This window comes from Terriglobales bacterium (genome assembly GCA_035457425.1).
GTDB lineage: Bacteria > Acidobacteriota > Terriglobia > Terriglobales > Acidobacteriaceae > JACPNR01.
In genome coordinates this window covers 1-18,816 of record DATIBR010000169.1, presented here as the reverse complement: position 1 = coordinate 18,816, position 18,816 = coordinate 1, and the positions used below count along the sequence as shown (strand labels likewise).

General features: G+C 66.6%; 18 protein-coding genes and 1 rRNA gene. 4 read left to right on the top strand and 15 right to left on the bottom strand.

Going from position 1 to position 18,816, the window contains the following annotated elements:
* Positions 1-217 precede the first annotated feature (217 nt).
* Entirely contained in the window at positions 218-439 is a 222-nt protein-coding gene (locus VLA96_12935; GenBank protein ID HSE50106.1) for a hypothetical protein, read from the top strand.
* Between the two features lie 3 nt (positions 440-442).
* Here the strand turns inward: VLA96_12935 and VLA96_12930 are convergent, their stop codons facing one another.
* The 3 genes from VLA96_12930 to VLA96_12920 all read right to left on the bottom strand — a co-directional run bounded on the left by VLA96_12930 (position 443) and on the right by VLA96_12920 (position 5,512).
* On the bottom strand, positions 443-2,488 hold the full coding sequence (locus VLA96_12930) for an alkaline phosphatase D family protein (protein HSE50105.1): 2,046 nt from the start codon (positions 2,486-2,488) through the stop codon (positions 443-445).
* Positions 2,489-2,623: 135 nt separating this feature from the next.
* Positions 2,624-3,961: an amidohydrolase family protein gene (locus VLA96_12925; protein ID HSE50104.1), complete on the bottom strand. Its 1,338-nt coding sequence runs from the start codon at positions 3,959-3,961 to the stop codon at positions 2,624-2,626.
* 126 nt (positions 3,962-4,087) lie between these two features.
* Positions 4,088-5,512 carry an amidohydrolase gene (locus tag VLA96_12920; protein ID HSE50103.1) on the bottom strand — a complete coding sequence of 475 codons (1,425 nt, stop codon included), beginning with the start codon at positions 5,510-5,512 and terminating at the stop codon, positions 4,088-4,090.
* A 117-nt stretch (positions 5,513-5,629) separates the two neighbouring features.
* On the opposite strand from VLA96_12920, the gene dtd reads away from it, so the two are divergent.
* Positions 5,630-6,079: a D-aminoacyl-tRNA deacylase gene (dtd, locus tag VLA96_12915; GenBank protein ID HSE50102.1), complete on the top strand. Its 450-nt coding sequence runs from the start codon at positions 5,630-5,632 to the stop codon at positions 6,077-6,079.
* Positions 6,080-6,106: 27 nt separating this feature from the next.
* Here the strand turns inward: dtd and folP are convergent, their stop codons facing one another.
* Positions 6,107-6,994, bottom strand: coding sequence for a dihydropteroate synthase (gene folP / locus VLA96_12910; protein HSE50101.1), 888 nt, complete (start codon positions 6,992-6,994; stop codon positions 6,107-6,109).
* 176 nt (positions 6,995-7,170) lie between these two features.
* Between folP and VLA96_12905 the strand changes: the two genes are divergently transcribed.
* Complete coding sequence (locus VLA96_12905; GenBank protein HSE50100.1) at positions 7,171-7,716, top strand: DUF6580 family putative transport protein; 546 nt, start codon at positions 7,171-7,173, stop codon at positions 7,714-7,716.
* A gap of 96 nt (positions 7,717-7,812) precedes the next feature.
* Here VLA96_12905 and VLA96_12900 read toward each other — a convergent pair whose 3' ends face one another.
* The 11 genes from VLA96_12900 to VLA96_12850 all read right to left on the bottom strand — a co-directional run bounded on the left by VLA96_12900 (position 7,813) and on the right by VLA96_12850 (position 17,527).
* The gene (locus tag VLA96_12900; protein HSE50099.1) at positions 7,813-8,445 is read right to left on the bottom strand and encodes a VTT domain-containing protein; all 633 of its coding nucleotides are present in this window, start codon (positions 8,443-8,445) and stop codon (positions 7,813-7,815) included.
* Positions 8,446-8,481: 36 nt separating this feature from the next.
* A complete protein-coding gene (locus tag VLA96_12895) occupies positions 8,482-8,970 on the bottom strand; it encodes a MogA/MoaB family molybdenum cofactor biosynthesis protein (protein HSE50098.1) in 489 nt (162 codons plus the stop codon).
* 55 nt (positions 8,971-9,025) lie between these two features.
* Positions 9,026-9,775, bottom strand: coding sequence for a response regulator (locus tag VLA96_12890; GenBank protein ID HSE50097.1), 750 nt, complete (start codon positions 9,773-9,775; stop codon positions 9,026-9,028).
* A gap of 13 nt (positions 9,776-9,788) precedes the next feature.
* Complete coding sequence (gene moaC, locus VLA96_12885) at positions 9,789-10,295, bottom strand: cyclic pyranopterin monophosphate synthase MoaC (GenBank protein HSE50096.1); 507 nt, start codon at positions 10,293-10,295, stop codon at positions 9,789-9,791.
* Positions 10,292-11,536, bottom strand: coding sequence for a gephyrin-like molybdotransferase Glp (gene glp / locus VLA96_12880; protein ID HSE50095.1), 1,245 nt, complete (start codon positions 11,534-11,536; stop codon positions 10,292-10,294). Before glp ends, moaC begins: the two co-directional genes overlap by 4 nt.
* A gap of 84 nt (positions 11,537-11,620) precedes the next feature.
* Entirely contained in the window at positions 11,621-12,706 is a 1,086-nt protein-coding gene (locus VLA96_12875; protein ID HSE50094.1) for a carboxypeptidase regulatory-like domain-containing protein, read from the bottom strand.
* Between the two features lie 32 nt (positions 12,707-12,738).
* A complete protein-coding gene (gene queC / locus VLA96_12870) occupies positions 12,739-13,437 on the bottom strand; it encodes a 7-cyano-7-deazaguanine synthase QueC (GenBank protein HSE50093.1) in 699 nt (232 codons plus the stop codon).
* A gap of 348 nt (positions 13,438-13,785) precedes the next feature.
* Entirely contained in the window at positions 13,786-14,019 is a 234-nt protein-coding gene (locus tag VLA96_12865) for a hypothetical protein (GenBank protein HSE50092.1), read from the bottom strand.
* A gap of 327 nt (positions 14,020-14,346) precedes the next feature.
* Positions 14,347-15,033, bottom strand: coding sequence for a radical SAM protein (locus VLA96_12860; GenBank protein ID HSE50091.1), 687 nt, complete (start codon positions 15,031-15,033; stop codon positions 14,347-14,349).
* 2 nt (positions 15,034-15,035) lie between these two features.
* Positions 15,036-15,413: a 6-carboxytetrahydropterin synthase QueD gene (gene queD / locus VLA96_12855; GenBank protein ID HSE50090.1), complete on the bottom strand. Its 378-nt coding sequence runs from the start codon at positions 15,411-15,413 to the stop codon at positions 15,036-15,038.
* A 119-nt stretch (positions 15,414-15,532) separates the two neighbouring features.
* Positions 15,533-17,527 (bottom strand): ATP-dependent DNA helicase, encoded by a 1,995-nt coding sequence (locus VLA96_12850; protein ID HSE50089.1) that lies wholly within the window; start codon positions 17,525-17,527, stop codon positions 15,533-15,535.
* Between the two features lie 922 nt (positions 17,528-18,449).
* Here VLA96_12850 and VLA96_12845 point away from each other — a divergent pair.
* Positions 18,450-18,816 (top strand): 16S ribosomal RNA (locus tag VLA96_12845); the annotation flags it as partial.

Genomic DNA, 18,816 nt, shown 5'->3' with positions numbered 1-18,816 from the left:
AGCCGAGCGCATCTTCCGCGACGATTCTCCTGCCGAGCCGCTGTACGGCTCTATCCTGCAAGACGATCCTGCTGATAACGCCGCGTAACACTGTGTGGGCCGTCCCCCCTCGTTCTCCGGGGCGGCCCACCACCTTCCTCTTCGATCCGCGATCTCTGTTAGCAACCCGGAGCAGCGACTTGGCGTCCCACTGCTCGCGCCACGGGTTGGAGAGCAAGTGCCACTCGCAACTCTGCGCCGAGGTCCGTTCCGCGCCACCATCCTGCCGGACCGCTTTTACCGAAATGCCCTCTTTCATTATGTGATCCAGCGCAAGGGCTCGCGCGACGTGCTCGCGTGGGGACAGGAGCGCACGCTGGCGGCCGCGCGCCACGCCGCCGAGCGCCAGATGGACCTGCTGATGGAGTCGGAACCGCTCGCCAAGCGCACATCGGCGTGAGCGCTACTTCGTAGCCAGCAGCGGCGTGCCCTCCACCACTTCCTGGACGAGGCGCGGACGCTCGCCGGGCTTCCACGCGCGCACGCGATGCACCACGCGGTAGCGCAGCGGGCCGCCGTCGGGGGTCGCGCTGCGCGTGAGCGGCCGCGGGATGCAGACGAACTCGGTCTCCATCTCCGCCGCGCTGAGCCGGACGGTCGCATACCCGTGGCCGGCGAGATCACAGAAAGAAAGATGGGGCGCGACCTGCGGATTGCTCTGCGCGACCGCCTGGGCGACGTCGCCGGTCTGCTGCAGCGTCAGCGCCGAGCGGACGCCGTGCAGCGTGCTCATGTTGAACGCGGGCCAGAGGGTGCCGTCGGGATGGTCGTGGACGTAGAGCGCGCGGACCGGATCGTCTTTCCGGATGTTGTACTCGGCGGACTCGGCGATGCCGGGCGCGGAGATGGAGCCGGTGATGAACTCCACGCCCAACGGTTCGAACTTCTCCGGCGGCAGTCCCTTCGAGAGCGTGCCGGCCCAGAAGGAATGGCGGTCGCCGGCGACGATGGCGAAGTTCGTGATGCCGCGCTCGCGCACCAGGTCGAGGATCTCGCCGCGCTCCAGGAAGAACGCGCCGCTGAACATGCCGTAGCCCTGGCCGGGCCACTTGGCGCGCAGCTCCGGCGGCAGGTTCTGGAGGTCGGTGCGCCATTCCAGCGTGCCGAAGGAATGCGCCCAGACCTTCCAGCGCGCAGTCGAAGTCCGCAGGCGCTCGAGGAACCATGCCTTCTGGTCCTTGCCGAGGAAGGATTGCGGGGGCGCGTCCTTGCGCGGATTCGGGAGGTCCTTGCCGCCGTAGCGGATGGTGTCGGGCGGGTGGCCGTGATCGTAGGCGCGGCCGGAATCGAGGATCTCGACCGCCTCCTGCGGGTTCGCCCAGCGAAACTCAGCGGGCGAGAACGCGCTCGAGTCGGGCGGCTCGGCGCGGAAGGAATGGTTGTCGGTGATGATGAGGTCGAGGTTCCTGCCGAAGCGCAGCGCGCGATAGAACCTCACGCTGTTCACGGCGGCGAGGTTGTTGGGCTCGAGGCCGAGGCCATAGTCGTCGAACTTTTCGATAGGGACGTCTTGGACGTCGGGCGCCTCGAAGGCGTCGCCCTTGCCCGGCTTCACGACGCGCGCGGGCTGGAACTCGTACCAGGCCTGGTTGGCGGCGACGCGCATGCGCTGCGCCGGACGCGTCTTGCCGAAGAACACCTGCTGGCTCTGCCAGCCCTGCCAGGAGAACTCATGGTTGTCGCCGATGCAGACGAACGGCCAGCGCGCGCGCGCGTCCTGGATGTCGGGATCCTCGAGGAAGGCGCGGTAGGTGACGCGGTAGTCCTCGAGCGTGGTTGGCGCGTGCAGGCCGGCGTCGACCTTCTCGCCGTGCGGCAAGCGATAGACCTCGCGCAGCGTGCGCGCGTAGCGGCGTCCATCGGGGCGGTCCTCGGGATACCACACGACTTCGTAGATGAAGTCGCCGAGATGCAGGACGAATGCCAGGCGCTCGGCGGGCGCGCGGCGCTGGTCTTCGAAGATCATGCGGCGATACGCGTTCTGCCAGCCCTCGGTCACGCTCTGGCAGCTCACGAAAGCGAAGCGGAGCGGGCGGGAGTCGTGGCGCGCGGGCGCGGTGAGGGTGCGGCCGACGCGGCTGCCGAAGCCGTGCTCGTCGGTGAAGCGGTACCAGTACTCGCGCGCGGGGCGCAGCCCGGTGGCGAGGAAGCGGCACGTCCAGTCGGTCGCGGCGGCGACCCCCGCCTTGCCGCGCGCCACGATGCGGCGGAACTTGGGGTCGGCGGCGACTTCGACGCGGAGCTGCCGCGCTTCAGGCGACCCGGCGACCGGCGGGCGGCGCGTCCAGAGGATGACGCTGTCGGGGACGGGATCGCCCGAGGCGACGCCCTGCGGATAGAGGTCGCGGCGCTCTTTCCAGGGCGGGATGGCGAAGGCGTACGCGCCGGGCGATGCGAGGCCGGCGCCCATGGCGGCGGCGAGCGACTTCAGGAAGTTGCGGCGGTCCATGGCTCCCCCACCGAGTTCGACTCGGGGCGGCGTAAAGCGTAACCAGAAAAAAGGCGGGCGAGTCGCCCGCCTCCACAGCTTGTTACCGGCGGCGTGACGCCGCCGACCCTGCCGGCCTGGAGGCCAGCGCTGCGGCTAGCGCTTCATGTACTCATCCCGCAGTCGAGTCTGTCGCGACTCCAGCGGGACCTCGCGGCCGGCGATGAAGACGTGCTTCACGTCGGTCTTGACGTCGAGCGGGTCGCCGTTGGAGACCACGACGTTGGCGGTCTTGCCGGCGTCGAGCGAGCCGAGCTGGCCGGCGACGCCCCAGATCTCGGCGGCATTGAGCGTGATGGCCTTCATCGCCTCGTCCCACGGCAGCCCCCAGGCGACCGCGTAGCCGGCCTCGTAAGGCAGGTTGCGCGGCTGCACGACGGCGTAGAGGTCGTAGCTGGCGAAGGCGAACTTCACGCCGCGGCGGTGCAGCTCGGCGGGCAGCTTGTAGACCGCGTCGTAGCGCTCGTCGTCGCGCGGCTGCTCGTAGATGGGGCCGAGGATGACGGGCAGCTTGGTGGCGGCGATCTGGTCGAGGTTGATCTGCGCGTGCGTGAGCCCTTTCAGGATCACGCGCAGCTTGAACTCGCGGGCCAGGGCGAGCGCGGTGTAGAGGTCGGTGGACTCCTGCACGTCGAGCACGACCGGGCGCTCGCCGGCGAGATACGGCAGCAGCGCCTCCAGCTTCAGGTCGCGCTTGGGCGGCGTCTTCTTGTCGTCTTTCTTGTCCTTGTCGCCGTCCTTCTTCTCGGCGGGCTTGTTGTAGTCATCCCACTTGCGCTTGTAGTCGAGGGCGTCGAGGAAGGTCTGGCGCAGCTGCGTCGCCAGGCCCATGCGAGTGGAGGGATACTTCCAGTTCTCGAAGCTGCCGCGGCGGCGGCGCTGGTTGGCGGAGAAGTTCATGGCCAGCGCGATGTCCTTGCCGATGAGCATCTCCTCGCCCGACGGCCCCCAGAGCTGGATGAGCGAATCCTGGCCGGGGAGCGTGTCGTCGTCGCCGGGCGCGACGATGGCATTGGTGATGCCGTTGATGCGGCTGATCGGGATGTGCTCGGTCTCGGCGTGGAAGGCGTCGTAGACGTGCATGTGCGGCATGATCTCGTCGGAGGGCTCGCTGGAGTCGTTGGTCATGTCGACGGCCTGGATCTCGCTCAGGCCGAGGCGCGTCTCGGAGTCGAACAGGCCGGGGTAGACCCACATGCCGGTGGCGTCGATGACACGAGCGCCGCGCGGGATGGCGGTCGAGGGCCCGCCGACGGCGGTGATCTTGCCGTCCTGCATCACGACCACGCCGTTCTCGATGGTGCCGTGCGAGACGGTCACCACCTTGCCGCCCTTGAGGGCGGTGAGCGGCGCGGGCGGCAGCGCGGGCTTGGCGGGCGCGGGCTTCCCTGCGGGTTTCTGTGTCTTTTGGGCGAAGGCGGGAGAGAGCAGCAAGACCAACGCCAGTGCCGCCCCGAACGGGGCTCGGAGGAAATGGAGGGCAGGGCCACGGCGGCGCTGCGGCGCCACCCCTTCCAAGCCGATCACCCGATCACTCGATGTATCGATCACGCGGTTCATTTACTTGCCCTCCGTGTAGTACGGCATGCCGTAGCCCGGCAGGCTCTTGTCGAAGAAGAGGTCGCCGTCGATGAAGACCTTTTCCGGCGTGGCGTAGGACGAGAGCGGGTACTTGTCCCAGATGACGACGTCGGCGTCCTTGCCGGCGTCGAGGGAGCCGACCTTGTCGTCGACGCCGATGATCCACGCCGGGTTGAGCGTGATCATCTTCATGGCCTCGTCCTCGGTGGCGCCGCCGTAGTGCATGGTCTTGGCGGCTTCCTGGTTGAGGCGGCGGGTCAGGTCGTCGGAGTCGCTCTTGATGGCGACGCGCACGCCCTTGCGCATGGAGATGACGGCGTTCCACGGGATGGCGTCGTTGGCTTCCATCTTGTAGCCGTACCAGTCGCTGAAGGTGGCGAGGGCCACGCCGTCGGCGGCCACCTTGTCGGCGACCTTGTAGACCTCGAGCCCGTGATGGAAGGCGCGGATCTTGTAGCCGAACTCGTGCGCGATGGCCATCTCGGTGAGGAACTCGTCGGCGCGATAGCAGTGGATCTGGACCAGCAGCTTGCCGCGCAGGATGTCGGCGAGGGCGTCGAGCTTGAGGTCGCGCTTGGGCTGCTTGGCGTCCTTGTCGCCCTTCTGCGTCTTGGCGTTGTAGTCGTCCCACTCGCGCATGTACTCGCGCGCTTCCTGGAAGGCCTGGCGCATGACGGCGAAGTTGCCCATGCGGGTGGCGGGCGTCTGGTTGCGGCCGCCGTAGACGCGCTTGGGGTTCTCGCCGGAGGCGAACTTGATGGACTGCGGCGCGCCCGGGAAGAGCAGGTCGTCGCGGTCCATGCCGTACTTGTGCTTGATCACGACGGCCTGGCCGCCGATCATGTTGGCGGAGCCGTGCAGCAGCAGCGACGTGGTGGTGCCCCCGGCGAGCGCGCGGTAGATGCCCTTGTCGGTGTACTGGAAGGCGTCGAGCATGATCATCTGCGGGGTGATAGGGGAGGTGGCCTCGTTCACGTCGCCGTCGAGCGCGATGTGCGAGTGCGCGTCGATCAGGCCGGGGGTGACCCACTTGCCGGTCGCGTCGATGACCTTGGCGGAGGCGGGCGCTTGCACCGTCTGGCCGACCGCGACGATCTTGCCGTCCTTGATGTAGAGCTGGCCGTTCGCGATGCGGCCGTGCGTCACCGTGAGCAGCGTGCCGCCCTTGATCACGACTTCGTTGTGGCCGGTGGGCTTGGCCATCTTCTGCGGCGCGGCCTGCGTGCCGGAGTCGGCGGCGGGCTCGCCCGTAGGCGCCGGCGCAGGCTGCTGCTGGCCGGGAGGCGGCGCCTCGGGCTGCTGCGTTTGCGCCGGCGGATTCGAGGGCTGCTGTTGCGCGGCCGCGAATGCGGCCAGCGCGACGACAAGCAGGAAGGCAAACAGACTCCTGCGGACAGGTGACATGGGCTGGTCCTCCTGAAAGGAACGGAGGATTGTAGGAGAGCGATACGCGGTAAGCAACAAGCGATCAGCGCTGCGGGCTTGCTTCTTGCTTATCGCTTATTGCTTACTGCTAGGCGTATGCGAGCCGTCATCCAACGAGTCTCTCGCGCACGCGTCACGGTCGCCGGCGAAGTCGCCGGCGAGATCGGGCGCGGGCTGCTGGTGCTGCTGGGCGTGGCGAAGTCCGACAACGAGGCGGCAGCGGACTATCTCGCCGAGAAGACGGCGGGGCTCCGCGTGTTCGAAGACGCGGACGGCAAGATGAACCTGGACGTGGCGCAGGCGGGCGGCGCGGCGCTGGTGGTCTCGCAGTTCACGCTCTACGGCGACGTGCGGCGCGGCAAGCGGCCGTCGTTCGACGAAGCCGCGCGGCCGGAAGACGCGCGCCGGCTCTACGAGCATTTCGTCGGGAAGCTGCGCGCCGCGGGCCTGCGCGTCGAGACCGGCAGGTTCCAGGAGATGATGGACGTGGAGCTGGTGAACGACGGGCCGGTGACGATCCTGCTGGACTCGGGAAAAGTCTTCTGAGGGACTGCCGAACTGCAGTTAGGCAGTTCAGCGCTGTGCCAAGACTGCGTCTGCCACCCTGGCTGCTTCTACCGTCTCCTTCACGTCGTGCACGCGCACGATGTGCGCGCCTTTCATGATGGAGAGCACGGCGGCGGCGACCGAAGCGTGCAGGCGCTGGTCAGGCGGGGCGTCCGCGCCCTCGCGGGCGAGGAGGCGCCCGAGGAAGGATTTGCGCGAGGTGCCGCCGGCGAGCGGGAAGCCGAGCGCGGCGAACTCGTCCAAGCGCGCCAGCAGCGGCACGTTCTCGTCGAAGCGCTTGCCGAAGCCGAAGCCGGGGTCGAGCACGATGCGGTCCTTCGCGATCCCCGCGCGCGTGGCGTGCGCGGCGACTTGCTCGAGGCCGCGCCGCACTTCCGCGAAGGGATCGTTCAGCGGCGGCAGCGACTTCCACTCGTCAGGACGGCCGCGCGTGTGCATCAGGAGCACGCCGCACTGCAGGCCGGCGAGTGTTTCTGCCATCTTCGTGTCCCAGGTCAGCCCGCTGACGTCGTTGACGACGTCGGCGCCGGCGGCGACGGTCGCGCGCGCGACCTCATTCTTGTAGGTGTCCACCGAAAGCACCGCGGATGGCCGCTCGCGCTTCACGCGCTCGAGCACCGGCAGGACGCGAGCCAGCTCTTCTTCCGCGCTGACCGCGGCTTCGGTGGTTCCGGCGTGCGCGCCCGGGCGCGTGGATTCGCCGCCGAGGTCGAGCAGGTCGGCGCCTTCGTCGAGCAGCCGCAGCGCGTGCGCGGTGGCTTTGTCGGCGCAGAAGAACTTGCCGCCGTCGGAGAACGAGTCGGGCGTGACGTTGACCACGCCCATGACGAGCGTGCGCTCGCCGAGCGCGAGCTTGCGGCGGCCGAGGTCCCAAGTGAAGCGCGGTCGGGCCATCAGGGCGGCTATTCTACGCGGAAATAGTCTTCAGTCTTCAGACGTCAGGAAAGGGCGACGACAGCCGCTTGTGAAACCTCCTGAAGACTGAAGTCTGATGTCTGAAGACTTCTGCGCGAGCAGTTGACGCCTTCGTGCGCGGAAGTAGAGAATGACCATTCGCCTTTGAGGTGACCATGCTGGCATACGTCTTCGTCGTCTTCGCCGTCCTGTTCCGCTTCCTCATCCCGGTGTTCGGCTCGAAGGAGGTCACCGGGCTGATGGGCTTCGCCCCGCTGACGGCGGCGCTGCTGTACTTCGGCGCGCGCCAGCCGCGCGCGCGCATGTGGGCGCCCTTGGCGATGCTGATCGCCGGGGACGTGGCGCTGAACGTGTGGGTGTATCACCTGCCGCTGGGCGCGGACCAGGTGGTGAGCTGGGCGTTCTACTGCGCGCTCATGCTGTTTGGCGGCGTGCTGCGCGAGAACCAGGTCCCGCTACGCGTGGGCGGCGTGGCGCTGAGCAGTTCGGTGGCGTTCTTCCTGGTCAGCAACTTCGCGGTGTGGGCGGTGTGGGCGATGTATCCCAAGACGCTCGCCGGCTTGAGCGCGTGCTATATCGCGGGGCTGCCGTTCTTCCGCAACGCCCTGATCGGAGACCTGGCGTGGACGGCGGTGTTCTTCGGAGCGCCGGCGCTGGCAGCACAGTTCGGGCTGCAAGCGGAGAGGGTTCGCGCGAAGTAGTCTTCAGACTTCAGTCTTCAGACTTCAGCAAGAGCAAAGCGCCGGGTGATCCGGCGCTTTTGTCTTTCCTGAAGACTGACGTCTGAAGTCTGAAGACTATCTTCCTTCGCCGACGACGGCGGGTCCGGGGGAGCGGCGCTTGCGCAGCCACCAGACGAGCGCGCCGAGCGCGATGGCGCTCAGCACCACGATCAGCACCAGCCAGCCGTGCGCTTTCACGAGCTCGTAGACTTTCGGGCCGAAGACGACCGTGAGCGCCGAGAGGATGAGGAAGCGCAGCATGCGTCCGGCGAAGATGGCGAGCAGGAAGTCGCGCACGTTCAGCTTGGCGGCGCCGGCGAACAGCACGAAGGCCTTGAAGGGCGTGGGTGGCGGCATCATCGCGGGCAGCACGAGCGCGAGCACTTCGTGCCGCTCGAACGAAGCCCGGATGCGCGCCAGCGTCGCCGCCGGGATGCGCTTCTCGAGCAGCAGTTCCTCGCCTTCGTAGCCGATCCAGTAAGGGAACAGGCTGCCGACCGCCGAGCCGGCCGAGGCCACCAGACAATAGAGCCAGAACATGCCGGGGTTCTTCCACACGTATCCGGCCACGACCGGGTCGAGCGGGATGACCGGGATCATGGAGTCCACCGTCGCGATCACCAGCACCGCCAGCCAGCCGGGCAGGGGCGCGAGCAGCGCCAGCAGCCACTTCTGGTACTTCAGGAAGATGTTCTTGAGGAAATGCAATACGGTGGGACTCTCGCCTCAGGGTGAAGCACCAGTCTACTTGTGAGCGGTGTTTCCCGCCAGCAGGTCGAGCGCGTGCGGCAGGAGTTCGATGATGGCGGTGAGCGAATCCGTCGCCGCCCGGGGCGCGCCGGGGAGATTCACGATGAGCGAGGTGCCGAGCGTGCCGCAGACGCCGCGGCTGAGCGCGGCGAAGGGCGTCTTGTTGGCGCCGGCGGCGCGCATGCGCTCGGCCAGGCCTTCGACCAGCCGCTCGCAGACGGCGCGGGTGGCTTCCGGCGTGACGTCGCGCGGCGCGACGCCGGTCCCTCCGGTGGTCACGACCAGCCGCGCCTTGGCCGCCAACCGCCGCAGCGCGTGCTCGATGACCGGCTGTTCGTCGGAGACGACGCCCGCGGTCACCACCTCGAACTTCTTCTTCTTGAGCAGCGCGACGACCTTCGGCCCGGAGAGGTCCTGGCGCTCGCCGCGGTGCGCGGAATCGGAGATGGTCAGGACGGCGGCGGTCATGAGGGGACGTTTCAAGTTTCAGGTTTCGAGTTTCAAGCCGTACTCGAAACTTGAAACGCGAAACCCGAGACTACGCTTCGAGGACGTTCTCTTCCTGGTCGCGATTGGCTTCGTCGAGCAGGCGCAGGCCTTCCATCAGCAGGCCCTGGGTGGAGCGGGTGCAGGTCTGCTCGCCGGAGCGGCCGGTGAAATCGATCTGGAAGGTGCCGGTCTGCCAGGCGAGCGCCTTGTAGACGGCGTCGTCGCCCTTGGTCGCGCCGTAGACGGCGTGGTTGACCTGGCCGTCGGAGAAGAACATCTCGCACTTCTCGCCGTTGTTGGTGAGGACGAGCGAGCAGGTCTTGTGGCCCATCTCGAGCGACTGCAGCAGGTCCATGATGTTCATCTGCTGGAGCGAGCCGCGCAGCACGCCTTCGCCCGGGGCCTCGCGCGCCATCTTCTCGAGCGCGATCTTGTCGACTACCTTCTTGATGCGCGCGGTGGCTTCCTTGATGAAGAAGGGCTTTTCGAGGAAGTCCTCGACCTGGTCCTGGAGCATCTTGAGCTTGTCGGTGATGTCGGCCTTGCTGGCGGCGAGGATGACAGGGATCTTGGCGGTGCCGGTGCGCGATTTCAGCTTCTCGAAGAGCGCGCGCCCGTCCATCGAAGACATGGTGTAGTCGGCGATGACGAGGTCGGGGTTCTCATCGACCGCCTTGAGCAGGGCGTCGGCGCCGTCGGTCGCGGTCGAGACGGTGGCGATGGCCGACAGAGAGTTCTTCAGCATCCCCAGCACCATGGGGTTGTCGTCCACCACGAGGACCTTGACGTTCGCCGGCAATGTTCCGTCCTGCCTATTTCTTCCGGGGGCTCCGATTGTAATCGCCCGACTTTCCGCCGGACTTGCGTTCCAGCCGGACAAAGCGGATCTCGATGGCCTTGTCCAACGCCTTGCACATGTCGTAAACGGTCAGGGCGGCGATGCTGGCCGCCACCAGCGCTTCCATCTCCACGCCGGTGGCCGCGGTGGTCGTTACTTCGGAGGCAATAGCGACGCCATTCTCGCACAGCTTTGCCCGCACATCAACGCGGCTCAGCGGGATGTTATGGCACATCGGGATGAGCTCGGCCGTCCGCTTGGCGGCGGCGATGCCCGCGAACCGCGCCACCTCGAGCGGGTCGCCCTTGGGGTTCTGCGGCAGCGCTTGCAGGACCCGGGGCGGCATCGCGACGAAGGCCGCGGCTTCGGCCACGCGCCGGGTCGGCGGCTTGGCGGAGACGTCGACCATCGTGGCGCGGCCGCGCTGGTCGTAGTGCGACAAGGTAGTTGGTCGTCGGTCGGTCTTCGGCTTCTTCGTCATAGGAGAAGGATGCTGACCAGCTCGCCGGCCTTCAGCGTGTCGCGATCCGGCGGAACAACAAGATAGCAGTCGGCCTGCGCGGTCGAGGCCATGTCGCCGGAGCCCTGCCACCGGATGGCTTCGACTTCCACGTTCTCGAACTCGCCGCTGAGCCGCGCGGGCAGGAAGCGCGTGAGCCCGGTCTTCGTCCTCAAGTCTGACTTGAGTCGCGCCTGCAGGAAGCGAAGCGGCTGCGGCGCGGCGCCGGAGAGCGCGTCAAGTACCGGGCGCGCGAACAGCTGGAACGTCACCATGGTCGAGACCGGGTTCCCCGGCAGCCCGAGGAAGGGCACCGGGTCCGCTCCGGAGCGCGGCGGGACGCGCCCGAGGACCGCGGGGCGGCCGGGCTGGATGGCGGCGCCGGTGAAGACGAATTCCGCGCCCAGCTCCGCGAGCGCCTGCTCGACCAGGTCGTACTTGCCGACGGAGACGCCGCCGGTGATGAGCAACAGGTCCGACGCCAGGCCCTGCAACAGCAGGCGGCGCAGGGGCTCGAGCTGGTCGGGCGCGATGGGGAGCTGCACCGCGACCGCGCCGGCGGCCTCGACCTGGGCGGCAAGGGAATACGAGTTCGAGTTGCGGATCTGGTGCGGCCCGGGCTGGGCGGCGACCTCGACGACTTCGTCGCCGGTCGAAAGAATGGCGACGCGAGGGCGGGGAAAGACGCGCAGTTCGGTGCGGCCCGCGGCGGCCGCGAGCGCGAGCTGCGGATGCGCCAGCCGCGTTCCGGGCGCGAGCAACGCGCTGCCCGCGCGCGCTTCCGCGCCCGCGGGAACGATGTTCTCGCCCGCCGCGACCGCGCGGGCGACCTCGACGGTTTCGCCGGCGCGCGTGGTGTACTCGATCATGACCACCGCGTCGGCGCCCGGCGGCGCCGCCGCGCCGGTCATGATCTCGGCGGCCTGGCCGGCGGCAAGAGGCGCGCCCGTCCAGCTTCCGCCCGCGCGCATCTCCCCCACCACGCGCAGCTTTGCGGGGAGCCGCGCGAGATCGGCGGCACGAACGGCGTAGCCATCGCGCGTGGAGCGCGGGAAGGGCGGGAAGTCGCGGTCTGCGGTGACGGGCTCGGCCAGCACGCGGCCGCGACTGTCGGCCAGCGCGACCAGTTCCACGGCGGCGGGCTTCGACTGCCGCGCCACGCGCTCGACCGCGCGCCGGGCCTCGACGAATGGCAGCAGCGCGGTCTGGGCTGGAGTGCTCATCGCAGGAGCAAAGATTCTAGTCTCGCCGGCGCAAACAGCAACGTCCTCCCGCGCGGGAGGACGCTGCCGTGAGACCGGAGCCGCTCACTTTTTCTTCTTCTTGTAGGTGGTCTCGACCTCGTCGCCCATGCTGGCGAGGACGTCCTTGGCCGCCTGCGCGTTCTTGCCCGTCGGCGCGATCTCCAAGTACTTCTGCAGGGCCTGCCCGGCATCCGGAGGATAGGTCACCTTGCCGGTCTTGGGATCGACGGTGCCCTTGCCGAGCAGGTTGATGCCCTTCTGGTAGTAGGCCTCCGCATACCCGGGGTTGGCGGCGATCGCCTTATCGAACGCCGTGTTCGCCTCGTCGATCTTGCCGGTGTTGGTCAGCACCGCGCCCAGGTTGAAGTAATACTGGGCGGCGCCGGCCGGGTTGATCTGCGCAGCGGCGGCGTACTCCGCGATGGCTTCCTGCGTCTTGCCGGAGCGGCCATAGGCCTGCCCGAGGTTGTTGTGCAGGCTGGCCAGCGCCTCCTTGTTCTTGCCGGTCGGGTCGGGCTCGGCCTGGAGCAGCTCGATGGCCTTCTGGTTCCCCTGGATGGCAAGGTCATGCTTCTTTGCGACCGACGCCACTTCGCCCAGCGTCGCCCAGCCGAGGTAGACGTCGGGGACGAGTTGCGTGATCTGCTGGGCGTCGGCGAGCGCCTGGTCGACGTTGGGCGGGTTCATCGCCATGTTGGCCTCGACCTGCTGCAGCAGCGCGTTCGCCGCCTTGCGCTTCTCGTTCTCTTTCAGGATGTCGGCATTCTTCTTCTGCGCCTCGCTGAACTTCTGCTTCTGCTCGGCCGACAAAGGCGCGCCACTCTGGACCCGCAGGTCGAAATCGATCTGCGTCGGCTGGTTCGGGTTCGGGCGCTGGTTGCCGCTGGTGCGCACCGTCTGGCCGTTCACGATCAGGCTGACTTCGTACGTGCCGCTGGTGATCGACGAGATCTTGTACTCGCCGTTCTTGTCGGTCTTGAGCTCGTACTTGCGGCCGGTCTCCTTGTCCTGGATGTGGATGGTCGCGCCCGCGATGGGCTGGCCGTTGACGTCGGTGCATTTGCCCTGGAACGTGCCGAAGAACATCTGCGCGGTCGCCAGGGTCGCGAGCAGCAGCACGGCGGTGGTGGTGGTGAGGAGCTTTTTCATGGATGTCTTAGCCTCTTCGCTATCGCGAGATATCATTGCGGGACCGCGTGCGCATAAGGGATCGGATCGCGTTGGCCGGCGGCCGCAAAGGCCCGCCGGCGGAGCACGCAGCTTTCACATGCGCCACACGCCGCATCTTCGCGGCTGTAGCATGACCACGTTAAATCCAGCGGCGCGCCCAATTCAACACCCAGGCGCACGATCTCGGCCTTGCGCAGGGCGATCAGCGGCGTGACGACCTCGATGCCGCCGCCTTCGCTGCCTTCCTTCGTACCCCAGCGCACGACCTCGTTGTAGGCGCGGTAGAACTCGGGCCGGCAGTCGGGATATCCCGAGCTGTCCTGCTCGACCGCCCCGATGAAAACCTTGCTCGCTCCCAGGGCCTCGGCCCAACTCACCGCGGCCGCCAGCAGGTGCGCGTTGCGGAACGGCACGTAGGTGACGGGAACTCCGCCCGCGCCCGGCCTGGCGTCGCTCTCCGGCACCGCGATGTTCTGGTCGGTCAACGCCGAGCCTCCGATCTTCGCCAGCGACTCATCGCGGACGGCCATCCGCTGGCGGATGCCCAGCCGGTCGCAGATGCCCTCGAACGCCTTGCGTTCGCGGGCCTCGGTGCGCTGGCCGTAGCTCACGTGCAGCGCGGCGGCCTGGTGGTCGCGCGCGGCCAGGGCCGCGCACACGCACGAATCCATGCCGCCCGAGACCAGCACGACCGCACCTGTCTTCTGCATGAAGAGCTACCTACTTGGATGCCGCCGGCAGCCTGAATAGCTGCTTTTTCGGCGGCGCCAACCCTAGATTGTACCGGCTTTCCACCAAAAAACCGGGGGTGCGGCTGGTTGGCCGCACCCCGGACGGTGGCCCGGGCCTAGCGCTGGGCGTCGGGCGGGATGGCCAGCATCATGGCCTGTTTCTCGCCCACGACCATGCGCGGCAGTTGCCCATCCCACTTCTCGATCTTGGCGCGCTCGTTCTCGAGGCGCCGCAGCTCGAGCAGCTGGGCGGTGAGGGAGGCGTTGCGGAGAGGCGCCGCGCCCGTTCCTTCGCTTGCCTGCCGAAGGTGCGTGCCCGTTACGGGTCTACGAGTGTCGGAATGCCTGACGGAGCCGAGGCATCCAGCGCGATGGGTTCCAGATCAGCCAGATCGCTGCCGGCACCACGACGAACATCTTCAGTACGCCCAGCAGCCCGAGATAGAACTTCAGGTCGCTCGGCTGGTTCATCAGGTGGAACGACCAGCTCAGGACGCCCACTGCCAGAAACAGCGTCGCGATGGTCAGCGCGATCTTCAGGCGCGTCGTGAACGCTTTCATCGTCCCCACCTCCTTACTGCCGCCCGGCTTCCCGGGAGGGAAACCGTGCCTGCGCTTCCGAAGATGATGCTGGCGGGGCGAAAAGTTAAGCGGAATCGAGGGCTGCTGCACGATTCCAAAACGCATAGCCCGGAAGATTGCAAGCGGAATCGGGCATGGCTGACGGGGAAGGCACGTGACTCTTGCGGTTAAACGCCTGCACCACAATCATCAAGCGGCAGGCGAAAATCGAGGGCTGCTGCTGGGAAAGTGTACTAGCGAGTCAACGAACACGAGGAGTTTGCGGAGCAGTCGGCGAGAAGGGCCGTTCCATCGACGGGTTGGCGGCTAAACGCCCTTGGTCTCCGGCGCCCAGACGAACTTGTGGAGTTGCAGGCCGAGACGGGCGTCGAGGCCATCTTCCAGCATCCAGCTGGCGAGTTGCTGGGGATCCAGCAGGCACTGCGAGGCCGAGCGCTCGCCGCGCGCGTCCTTGCGGAAGGCGGGCGAGAAGAGCACGGCGTTCACCCGGGGCTTGTGCTCGCGGAGGAAGGCGCGCGCGAACTCGTAGTCGGCGCGGTCGGAGAGGACGAACTTCAGTTCGTCGCGCTCGGTGAGGGCTTTCAGGTTCTCGAGGCGGAAGGTGTCGGCGGCGCCGGAGTGCGGGCACTTCACGTCCACGATCTTGTGGACGCGCTGGGGCACGCTGCCCAGCGGGCGCTCGCCCGAGGTCTCGAGCAACACGGTGTAGCCCTCGTCGAGCAGCCGCTCCATCAGCGGGAGCAGTTTGCGCTCCTGCAGCATGGGCTCGCCGCCGGTGATCTCCACCAAACGCGTGCCCTGGCGCGGCGGGCTCAGCCGGTGCACCTCGCTCATGACCTGCTCCAGCGACATCTTCGTGCCGCCGGTGAAGGTGTACTCGGAGTCGCACCACGAGCAGCGCAGGTTGCAGCCCGTCAGGCGGACGAAGACGCAGGGAAGTCCGGCGAAAGTGCTCTCGCCCTGAAGCGACTTGTAGACCTCGGTGATCTGCACGACTACTCGCGATAGGTCGCGGTCGTGACGTCGGTTTCGAAGACCGTGACTTCTTTCACGTGGACGCGGCCATTGGTCTGCGTCTTCAGCTTCGAGTTGGTCTCGTCGTAGAAGTACTTCGCCAGGTTCTCGGCCGAGGGGTTGAGCGTGGTGAAGGGCTCCACGTCGTTCATCATCTGGTGGTCGAGCCGCTCGATGGTCTCCTTCATCACGTCCTTCAGGTCCTTGAAGTCGACCAGCAGCCCGGCGTGGTCGAGACGCTCGCCCGCCAGCGTGACGCGGATCTTGTAGTTGTGCCCGTGCGGGTTCTCGCACTTCCCCTTGTAGTTGCGGAGATAGTGACCCGCGGCAAAGCTGCGCTCTACGGTGACTTCGAACATGGCTGGCTGAATGACTATTGTACAAGGGCCAGAAAAGCGGACCACAACGGACACGAAGGAAACACAAGGGACCCGCGCGTGAACCTGCGTGTTGCCTGGGTGTCCTTGGCGGTTTGCTTTCAGCGCGACCCGAAAAAGTCTTCTACCTTGGCAAGGTCGGTGGTGCAGGTGTACTTCGGCAGGCTCTCGAGGAAGACGCGGCCGTACTGCTTCTTGAGGATGCGGTTGTCGAGCAGAGCGAGCAGGCCGCGGTCGTGCAGCGAGCGGATGAGCCGCCCGAATCCCTGCTTGAGCGTGATGACCGCCTGCGGCACCTGGTATTGGAAGAAGGCGTTGCCGCCCTCCTCGTCAATGGCCTTGATGCGCGCCGCGACGACCGGATCGTTGGGCACAGCGAACGGAAGACGGTCGATGATGACCGCGCTCAGCTGTTCGCCCTGCACGTCCACGCCCTGCCAGAAAGAAGAGGTGCCGAACAGGACCGCGTTGGGCGTGGAGCGGAATTCGTCGAGCAGCGCGGACTTGGGCGCCGTCCCTTGCAGCAGCATGGGGTACTCGAGCTCCCCGAGCAGGCGGTCGTGGATGTCGTTCATCTGCGCGTAGGAGGTGAAGAGGACGAAGGCGCGGCCGCGCGTGATCTCGAGCAGGCGGCGCACCAGGTCGGCGGCGCGCGCGGTGAACTGCGGCGTGCGCGGGTCGGGCAGGTCGGGCGGGACGTACAGCACCGCCTGGCTCTCGTAGTCGAAGTGCGAGGGCACCACGAGCGTGCGCGCGTGCTGCAACCCGAGCCGCGCGGCGATGTACTCGAACGTGCCCGAGACGGCGAGCGTCGCCGAGGTCAGCACCGCGGTCTCCAGGTTCTCGAACAGTGCCTGCTTCAGGATCTGCGAGACGTCGATGGGCGTGGCGGTGATGAAGACGTTGCCGCCGGTGCGGTCCTTGCGGCGGCCTTCGCCGTAGCTCCTGCGCTCGATCCAGAACACGGTGTTCTTGTTCTGCGACTCCATCACGAACCCGAGCGCGAACTTCAGCTCCTCGCAGCGCCCGATCAGGTTGAAGACCTCCTCCGGCTTCTCCGGGATGCCGCTCAGCTCGTGCCCGAGCCGCGCGAGGGCGTTGGCGAGGCCGAGGTACTCCTCGCCGTTCTCTTCCAGGAACTCGCGGCGGTTCTCGAAGGCGAAACGCCCGTCACCGGCGGGCAGCAGCGCGAAGAAGATCTGCGCGCGGTCGCGCAGGCTCACGAGGGCGGAGCTGAGCGAGGCCGAGAGCAGATGCTTCTGCTTGAGCTGGAACTCGACGTCGCGCGCCAGCTCCGCGAAGCGCAGGTTCGAGACCGAGACCCCGAAGTACGAGCCCGCGACGTCTTCCAGCTCGTGCGCCTCGTCGAAGATCACCGCCGCGGCTTCCGGCAGGATGCCGGCGTCGGGCGCGCCCTCCGCCATGCGCTTGATGGCAAGGTCTGCGAAGAAGAGGTGGTGGTTGACGATGATGATGTCGCTCTCCATCGCCTTGCGCCGCATCTCGGTGATGAAGCAGCGGTCGAACTGCTGGCACTTCTGGCCGGTGCAGGCTTCGGTGCGCGCGTCGAGCTTGCCCCAGACCGGCGAGTTCTCCGGCAGCGCGGCCAGCTCGGCGCGGTCGCCGGTCGCCGTCGTCTTCTCCCACTCGCGGATGATGCGGAAGTGCTCGATCTCGTTCAGCCCGTTCAGGATGGGCTGCGACTCCAGGTCGTAGACCTTCTGCCTGCACAGGTAGTTGTTGCGCCCCTTCATGTAGCAGACGCGCAGTTTGCCGGTGATGGTCTCGAGGAAGGGAACGTCCTTGTAGAAGAGCTGCTCCTGCAGGTTCTTGGTGCCGGTGGAGATGATGACGCGCTTGCCGCTCTTGATCACCGGGACGAGGTACGCGAGCGTCTTGCCGGTGCCAGTGCCGGCCTCGAGGATGACGTGGCGCTTGTCGGCGAGCGCCTGCTCCACCTGCTCGGCCATCTGCAGTTGGCCGCGGCGGAATTCGTAGTTGGGGTGCGCCTTCGCCAGCGCGCCGCCCGGGCCGAAGAAACTGTAGAGCGAGGCGAGATGCGGGGCGGCAGCGGCGGCGGTGGGTTCCTGCGGCATCGGGTCCTTATCATACGTCGCTTCTTCTTCCGCCCCGGAGAGGAGGGGCGTGCGAAAGAAGACGTAAGCGAAGAAATGTGGGCGGAGCGCTTGCGCGGATCGCGATTGCTTGCGATAATCGTTCTCGAGCTTAAGGGTAGCGAGTGGCGACGACGGCTGGCGCCGTCGGATAAGCAGAAGCAAGGCCGATAGCTCGAAGATAAGCGGGAAACAACCGCAAGAAGGGTTGAATCCTTGCACGGGCCGGCCGCATCTGATACCATAAGCAAGTAAGAAATTGAGCCGGCCACGGCTCAGTAAATCCTGGATAAGCTTTTAGGAAGCCGACAGCCAGGATGGGTTAAGTCGAACCGTTTTGCCGGCGTATGAGCCGGCAGGTGAGATCCCGAAGCGCAAGCGAGGGACCTCGGGTTTCGCAAGACCTCCCTTACCGAGATCTTTAACTAACTTGGCTGACTCTCTGTGCGCGTGCGCGCGGAACATCGCTGCTGCCGGCAAGGAGAGTCGAGTAGGTATCGCGTACGTGAGCTGCTGCTGCCGGAGCGGGCACGGGTTGTGCCAGACCTGCGGAACTCCTGTGGATAACCAGGGAGTGACACGCATTGACAGGGCAACGGGCGCGCGGTACTTTTGAAAGGTTCGTCTCTTGGGTCCAGTGGACCTGATGGAGACAGCAAGTTTCGAGGACGTCCCGCTTTCGGGCGGGGTGCTTCGACTGAACGCAGCCCTCAGGGGAAGAGCGGTCGGTCTTTGACAACAGGTTGAACGTGCCAGTCGTGAAGGATCATGCGAGTTCAAGCTCGAGTGATTCTCACAAAATAGGTAAGAAGGACGTTCGGGATTCCGCCGGAGCGCTGGGAAGCGAGCTGGTATTGCCCGAACGTCGGTTCCCGAGACTACCCGTCCCGGGAACAACTAGGTTTCAAACGAGAGTTTGATCCTGGCTCAGAATCAACGCTGGCGGCGTGCCTAACACATGCAAGTCGCACGAGAAAGTGGAGCAATCCATGAGTAAAGTGGCGAACGGGTGAGTAACACGTGACTAACCTACCCTCAAGTGGGGGATAACCTCGGGAAACCGGGGCTAATACCGCATAACCTCGCGAGGTGCAACTCCTTGCGAGCAAAGCAGCAATGCGCTTATGGAGGGGGTCGCGGCTGATTAGCTAGTTGGCGGGGTAACGGCCCACCAAGGCGATGATCAGTATCCGGCCTGAGAGGGCGCACGGACACACTGGAACTGAAACACGGTCCAGACTCCTACGGGAGGCAGCAGTGGGGAATTTTGC